Origin of the sequence: Cognatilysobacter lacus, from assembly GCF_008274655.1 — a bacterium.
Classification (GTDB): Bacteria; Pseudomonadota; Gammaproteobacteria; order Xanthomonadales; family Xanthomonadaceae; genus Cognatilysobacter; species Cognatilysobacter lacus.
This window is the reverse complement of sequence record NZ_VTRV01000146.1, coordinates 1-6,762: the sequence shown is the minus strand read 5'-3', so window position 1 is coordinate 6,762 and position 6,762 is coordinate 1. Positions and strand designations below refer to the sequence as shown.

Annotated in this window: 4 protein-coding genes; 3 read left to right on the top strand and 1 reads right to left on the bottom strand. The window is 69.0% G+C overall.

Features of this window, described 5'->3' with window-relative positions; translation table 11 throughout:
* The 3 genes from FW784_RS11495 to FW784_RS11485 all read left to right on the top strand — a co-directional run.
* A partial coding sequence (locus FW784_RS11495) for a UdgX family uracil-DNA binding protein (protein ID WP_149353482.1) occupies positions 1 to 636 on the top strand: 636 nt, incomplete at its 5' end.
* Between the two features lie 336 nt (positions 637 to 972).
* A complete protein-coding gene (gene asnB, locus FW784_RS11490) occupies positions 973 to 2,700 on the top strand; it encodes an asparagine synthase B (protein ID WP_149353483.1) in 1,728 nt (575 codons plus the stop codon).
* A gap of 100 nt (positions 2,701 to 2,800) precedes the next feature.
* Positions 2,801 to 6,109 carry a bifunctional diguanylate cyclase/phosphodiesterase gene (locus FW784_RS11485; protein ID WP_149353481.1) on the top strand — a complete coding sequence of 1,103 codons (3,309 nt, stop codon included), beginning with the start codon at positions 2,801 to 2,803 and terminating at the stop codon, positions 6,107 to 6,109.
* Positions 6,110 to 6,191: 82 nt separating this feature from the next.
* Here the strand turns inward: FW784_RS11485 and FW784_RS11480 are convergent.
* A partial coding sequence (locus FW784_RS11480) for a penicillin acylase family protein (protein ID WP_149353480.1) occupies positions 6,192 to 6,762 on the bottom strand: 571 nt, incomplete at its 5' end.

Genomic DNA, 6,762 nt, shown 5'->3' with positions numbered 1-6,762 from the left:
CGTCGCGCCATGCCGTCGGCGGATATCCCGGAGGGCAGCGCGCCGGAACCTGTCGGTCGCGGCCTGAAGGCGCTCCGAGAGGCCGCCGCTGGATGCAAGCGCTGCGATCTGTGGCGGCCGGCCACGCAAACCGTCTTCGGCCGCGGGCCGGCGCGCGCACATGTATTCGTGATCGGCGAACAGCCGGGTGGCCGCGAGGACGTGGAAGGTGAGCCCTTCGTCGGGCCCGCTGGCCGCGTACTTGTCCGCGCGCTCGACGAACTCGGCATCGATCGCGCCGCGCTGTACATGACCAACGCGGTCAAGCATTTCAAGTTCGAGTTGCGCGGCAAGCGTCGCATCCACAAGCAGCCCACCCCGGCCGAGCAGAAGGCCTGCCACCTGTGGCTCGAGCGCGAGCTTTCGGTGGTGAAGCCGGAAATCGTGGTGTGCCTGGGCGCCATCGCATCCAGGGCGGTCTTCGGAGCGAACTTTTCGCTGATGAAACAGCACGGGAAGTGGTTCGAGCTGGAAGCCGGCCGACGCGCGTTCGCGACCATGCACCCCTCGTGGGTGCTGAGGCAGAGCGGCGACGAAGAGCGTGAGCTGGCCTACCGCGGCTTTCGCGACGACCTCGCGCTGCTGACCCGGCTTTAGCCTGCCGGTTGAAGCCTTCCGTCTTGGCTGCTTGGTGGGCCGCGGGGCGCGTAGCAAGGGCGCCCGGTGACCCGCGCGCGCTGCTGACGGACGGTCGCGTTTTGACTTGTGCGTTGCGCGTATGCGCGGCAGGATCGAGCCATGACGTCCGCCCGCGCCCTCGACAACTCGCACCGCAGCCGCGGCGCGTGCGCGCGCGTCAATAACAATAGCAATAACGCCAGCCTCCCGCGGGCCGGCGATTAGCGCGCGCACCACACGCTGATCGACCTCGAAGCCCGCGCCGAAAAGCGCGGGCTTTTTCGTTTTCATCCCCCAGTGAAAGAGAAACCCGACATGTGCTCGATCCTCGCGGCCTTCGACCTCCGTCCTGCTGCAGACCTCCGTCCGCTGCGCCCGTCCGCGCTCGCCATGTCGGCGCAGCAGCGCCACCGCGGCCCCGACTGGAGCGGCGTTTACGCCGAGCGCCACGCACTTCTGGTGCATGAGCGTCTCGCAATCGTCGACCCCGTCGGCGGTGCGCAGCCGATCGTCTCGCGCGACAGCAGCGTGGTGCTGGCGGTGAACGGGGAGATCTACAACCATCGCGAGCTGCGTGCCGAAATGCACGACTACCCGTTCGCCACCGGTTCGGACTGCGAACCGATCAGCGCGCTTTACGCGTCCGGCGATGACATCGGCGCATGGCTCGATCGGCTCAACGGGATCTTCGCGTTCGCGCTTTGGGATGCGGTCCGCGAGCGCTTCGTCATCGCGCGCGATCCCGTTGGTGTCTGCCCGTTGTACTGGGGCCATGACGCGGATGGGCGGGTCTGGGGCGCATCGGAAATGAAGGCGATTGCGCGCACCTGTCGCGACGTCGCGCCGTTTCCTCCCGGGCACTGGTATGACAGCGCCACCGGCCGGATCGCGCGCTATCACGAGCGCGACTGGCGCGACTACGACGCCACGCACGGCCTCGCAGTCGATGCCCAGACATTGCGCGATGCGCTGGAGCGCGCCGTGCAGCGGCAGATGATGAGCGACGTCCCTTACGGCGTGCTGCTGTCGGGCGGGTTGGATTCGTCGCTGGTGGCGGCCATCGCGGCCCGCCACGCACGCCTTCGCATCGAGGACGACGAACGCAGCGAAGCGTGGTGGCCACGGCTGCATTCGTTCGCGATCGGGCTCGATGGCTCGCCCGACCTGGCCGCCGCGCAGCTGGCGGCCGACGCCATCGGCACCGTCCACCACGGATTTACCTACACGGTGGAGGAGGGCATCGACGCGTTACCCGAGGTGATCCGCCACGTCGAGACCTACGACGTCACCACCATCCGCGCGTCCACGCCGATGTTCCTGCTGGCGCGCCGCATCCGCGCGATGGGCATCAAGATGGTGCTGTCGGGCGAGGGCAGCGACGAGATCTTCGGCGGCTACCTGTACTTCCACAAGGCGCCGGATGCCCGCGAGTTCCACGAGGAAACCGTGCGCAAGCTCGAGGGCCTGCACCAGTACGACTGCCTCCGCGCGAACAAGTCGATGATGGCCTGGGGCGTCGAGGCGCGCGTGCCGTTCCTCGACACGGAGTTCCTCGACGTCGCCATGCGCATGGACGCGTCCGCCAAGATGGCCGGCGGCGGACGCATCGAGAAGGCGATCCTGCGGGAGGCCTTCGAAGGCTGGCTGCCGGAGTCGATCCTCTGGCGCCAGAAGGAGCAGTTCAGCGACGGCGTCGGCTATGGCTGGATCGACTCGCTCAAGGCGCATGCATCCCGCGAGGTGGCGGACAGCGCGCTCGCCACGGCCGGGCAGCGCTTCGTCGTGAACCCGCCGCAGACCAAGGAGGCCTACCTCTACCGCAGCCACTTCGAGCGCTGGTTCCCTGGCGATGCGTGCGCGCGTACGGTGCCCGGCGGGCGCTCGATCGCCTGCTCGACGCCCGCCGCGATCGCATGGGACGCCGCCTTCGCGGCCGCCGCCGATCCGTCCGGGCGCGCGGTAGCGGGGGTCCACGCAGCTTCGAATGTGCCCCAGACGGGCGTGGCGCACGCGGCAGAAGCGACGCGCGTCACGCCTGCGTGACTCAAGCCCCGCCGCGCCCCGCCCGTTAACGATCATTAGCAAGCGGCGTGGCCGGCGGCCGTTCGGTCGCCGGCAGGTCGGGCATGGATGACGGGGCGGCATGAGTTCACTTGAAGCGAGCGACAGGCAGTCGACGGCCGCCGCGGGCACCCCCCGCGACCGGCAGCGCACGCGGCTGCTCGCGATCGGCTGGAGCCTCGTCGCGCTGCTGCCCGTGATCGCCGCGGTGCTGGTGGTAACCGAATATCACGACTACCAGGCCGTGCACGAGCAACGCAGCCGGCTCGTGACCGACGCGGTCCAGCGACAGCTTCTCGACCGGCTGTTCCTGGTCGGCCAGCAACTCGCCGCAGCGGCGCCCCCGGGCGGGGCGGCCGCGCACACGATCGTCGAGATGCGAGGGCTTTCAGTCCGTGCCGCGACGCCGTCGGACACCGGGATCGGCACGCAGACGCGGGTGGGCGCACCTGTCGACGACGGCGGGCACTGGCGTCTGCCGGTCTCGCGCCGGGTAGGCGATCGAATCGTCTCGGCGCGCGTCGATGCCGATCTGCTCACGGCTGTCGTGAAGGGGTACGGCCTGGGCGATGACGACTTCGTCAGCCTGGTCCAGGATCGCCGTCTGCTCGTCGCGGGGTCGTTCGACACGGCGCAGGCGACCGGCCGATCGATGGCCGCCTCGCCGCTGTTCAGCCCGGAGCTGCGAGGCGTGCGCGAGGGCCGTTACACCTCCAGGACCGTCAGCGACGGGCGCCGTCGCGAGCACAGGTTCCGACGCCTGCCCGGAACGGGCCTCACCATCGTCGTCGGCACCGAGCCGCCGCGTCTCATCGACCTGTGGGCGCATCCGGCCGCGTCGATCGTGCTGGTCGCGCTGCTGATGGCGCTGGCCTGGAGCTGGGTCGTGCGCCGCTTCGACCGCGCGCGCGAAGATCAGGACGCGCTCATCGAACGGCTTGCGGGCGCGCTGCAGACGGTGCGTAACCGCGAGGAGCGCCTGCAACAGGCGCAGAGCCTGGCGAAACTGGGCGAGTACGAATGGGATCCACTCGCCAACGTGATCCATGTGTCGGCCGAGGGCGCGCGAATCTACGGGCTGCCCGAAGACACCCGCATCATGCCGCTCGACGAGGTGTTGGAACTGGTGCATCCCGAGGACCGCGACCGGGTCCTCGCGAACGGCGACACGGTGTTGCCGGACGGCACGCCCAACGAGATCCAGTTCCGCATCCGTCGTCCGGATGGCGCGGAACGCGTGGTGCTGGTGCGTTCGGTTTGCACGACCAACGAACACGGCGAGCCTATCGTCCGCGGCTTCCAACAGGACATCACCGAACTTGTCGAGGCCCGTGAGCGCGCGTTGCACGCCGAGGCCGACTATCGCTTCCTGTTCGAGCACAACCCGCTGCCGATGTGGGTCTTCGATCGCGAGTCGCTGACCATCACCGCGGTGAACGACGCGATGGTTGCGCACTACGGTTATCCGCGCGAGGAGCTGGTCGGCGCGAGCATGCATTCGATCCGCCCCGAGTGCGACAGCGACGCGCTCATCGACGCCGCTCGCAATGATTCGCCCCTGCGCCCGCAGGGCCGCGTGTGGACGCACCTGCATCGCGACGGCCGTGTCATGCGGATGGCGATCCACAACCACGACATCGACTTCGAAGGCCGCCGCTCGCGCCTGGTCGCCGCGCACGACGTGACCGAGCGTGAGCGCGCCGAGGAACGCTTCCGGCTGGTTTCACGCGCCACGAGCGACGCCATCTACGACTACGATCCGACCACCGGCGACATCTGGTGGAGCGAGAGCTATTACACGCGCTTCGGCGCCTTGCCCGAGCCGTTGCCCGGGGTCGAGGAGTGGTACGCGCGCATCCATCCTGCCGACCACGGCCGCGTGACATCCGGTCTCGTACACGCGCTGGAGCACGGCGACGCCGAATGGCAGGCGCAGTACCGGTATCGCTGCGGCGACGGCAGCTACGTACTCGTGATCGACCGCGCCTTCATCCAGCGCGACTCCACCGGCCGCGCGATCCGCATGGTCGGCGGCATGCTCGATATGAGCGAGCGCGAGAACTACGAGGAACGCCTCGCCTATCGCGCCACGCACGATGCACTGACCGACCTGCCCAACCGGCAGCTGCTGCAGGACCGCCTGCACCAGGCGCTGCTAAACGCGCAGCGCTACGGCCGCGACGGCGTGCTGATCTTCGTCGACCTCGACGATTTCAAGCTGGTCAACGACACCCTCGGCCATACCGCGGGCGACCAGGTGTTGTGCGAGGTCGCGCGGCGCCTGCTTTCGGTGGCCCGCGAAACCGACACCGTCGCGCGTTTCGGCGGCGACGAATTCGTGATCATCCTCACCGAGCAGATGGGGGATTCGGGCGCGCTCGAAGTGATCCGCCGCATCAGCGAGGCGCTCAGCGTTCCGATCGAGACGGGCAGTTCGCAGCAGACGCTCACGGCCAGCATTGGCTGGTGCCGCTTCCCCGAGGCCGGCACCGACGTCGAGACGGTGCTGAAGCACGGCGACGTGGCCATGCACCAGGCCAAGCGCCAGGGCCGTAATCGCGCCGTGCCGTTCCAGAACGAGTTCGTCGACGGCGTTTCGCGCCGCGTGCAGCTGGTGGCCGAACTCCGGCGCGCGCTGGAGCGCGATGAGTTCGTGCCCGTTTTCCAGCCGCTGTTCGATGGCCTCGACCGTCCGGTCGCACTGGAAACGCTGGTGCGCTGGCGGCACCCGGAGCGCGGCCTGCTGCTGCCCGGCGAATTCATCCCGGTGTGCGAGGAGAGCGGGCTCATCGTCGAGCTCGGCAGGCGGGTACTCGACGAGGCGGCACGCCACTACCGCCTGCTCGCGGACGCCGGCCTTCCCGCGCTGCGCGTCGCCGTGAACGTTTCGCCCGCGCAGTTCAATGACGACCTCGTCAACCACGTGCGCGACACCATCAAGGCGCACCGCCTTCCCGGCGACGTGCTGGAACTGGAGATCACCGAAGGCCTGCTGATGCAGGATCCGGAACGCGCGATCGAGCTGATGCGCCAGATCGTGGACATGGGCGTGAGCTTCTCGATCGACGACTTCGGCACGGGCTATTCGAGCCTTGCCTACCTCAAGCGTTTTCCGATCGACCGCCTGAAGATCGACCGTTCATTCGTACGCGACCTCGGCAGCGACGATGACGATGCAGCGATCTGCAACTCGATCATCGGGCTCGCGCATGCGCTCGACATCCGAACGGTCGCCGAAGGCGTCGAGACGTCGATGCAGCTCGATTGGCTGCGCGCGCGGCACATCGACGAGGTGCAGGGTTACCTGCTGGGGCGCCCGATGCCATTCGAGGAACTCCTGCCCTTGCTGATGCGCCACGTGGAGCGCGCGCGGGTAGCGGCAGCGCTCTAGGGGTGCAAGCGGCACAGGCTTGCGACGGCAACGCACGTAGTCGCGCAGCGTCGCGAGCGACGCGCATCCGGCGCGACGCGAACTACTTCGCCGGCGTCGCCGTCAGCACGTAACGCGCGGGCCCTGGCAGGAACGGCGTCGGGCGTCCGTGGACCCAGGCCTCGTGGCCGGCGCCCCAGAACGGCGACAGCGGATGGCCACTCTGGCCGCCCGGCATGTGCGTGATCCCGTCGGCCTCGCGTCCGGGTGACACCACCATGCGTTCCGACGCGCCGAAGTCGCGCTCCATCGCGCGCGGCGCCAGCGAATCGCCGTCGAGCGGCTCGGCGGGCATGCAAAGCGCGCGGCGCATGAACGGCAGCGCCTTCACCAGCGGATGGCAGATGGACGCCGTGTTGCGCTCGCCCCACGTGCGGTCGCGCAGAGCGCCCCGCTGCATAAGCTGCGCGCGCACGTCGGCGGCCGCGTCTTCGAAGAGCGCATCCCAGGAGGCGAAGCGCGGATCCAGCAGGTTGAGCGGGCGCTGCGTCACCAGCGGCCACGCGATGCCTTCGATCTGCGCGAATTCCGGCATCCCGGCCTTCGGTCCCAGCGCGGCACGCGCGGGCAGCAGGAGGCCCTCGCGGATGCGGTCGAGCACGGCCTGGCGCCAC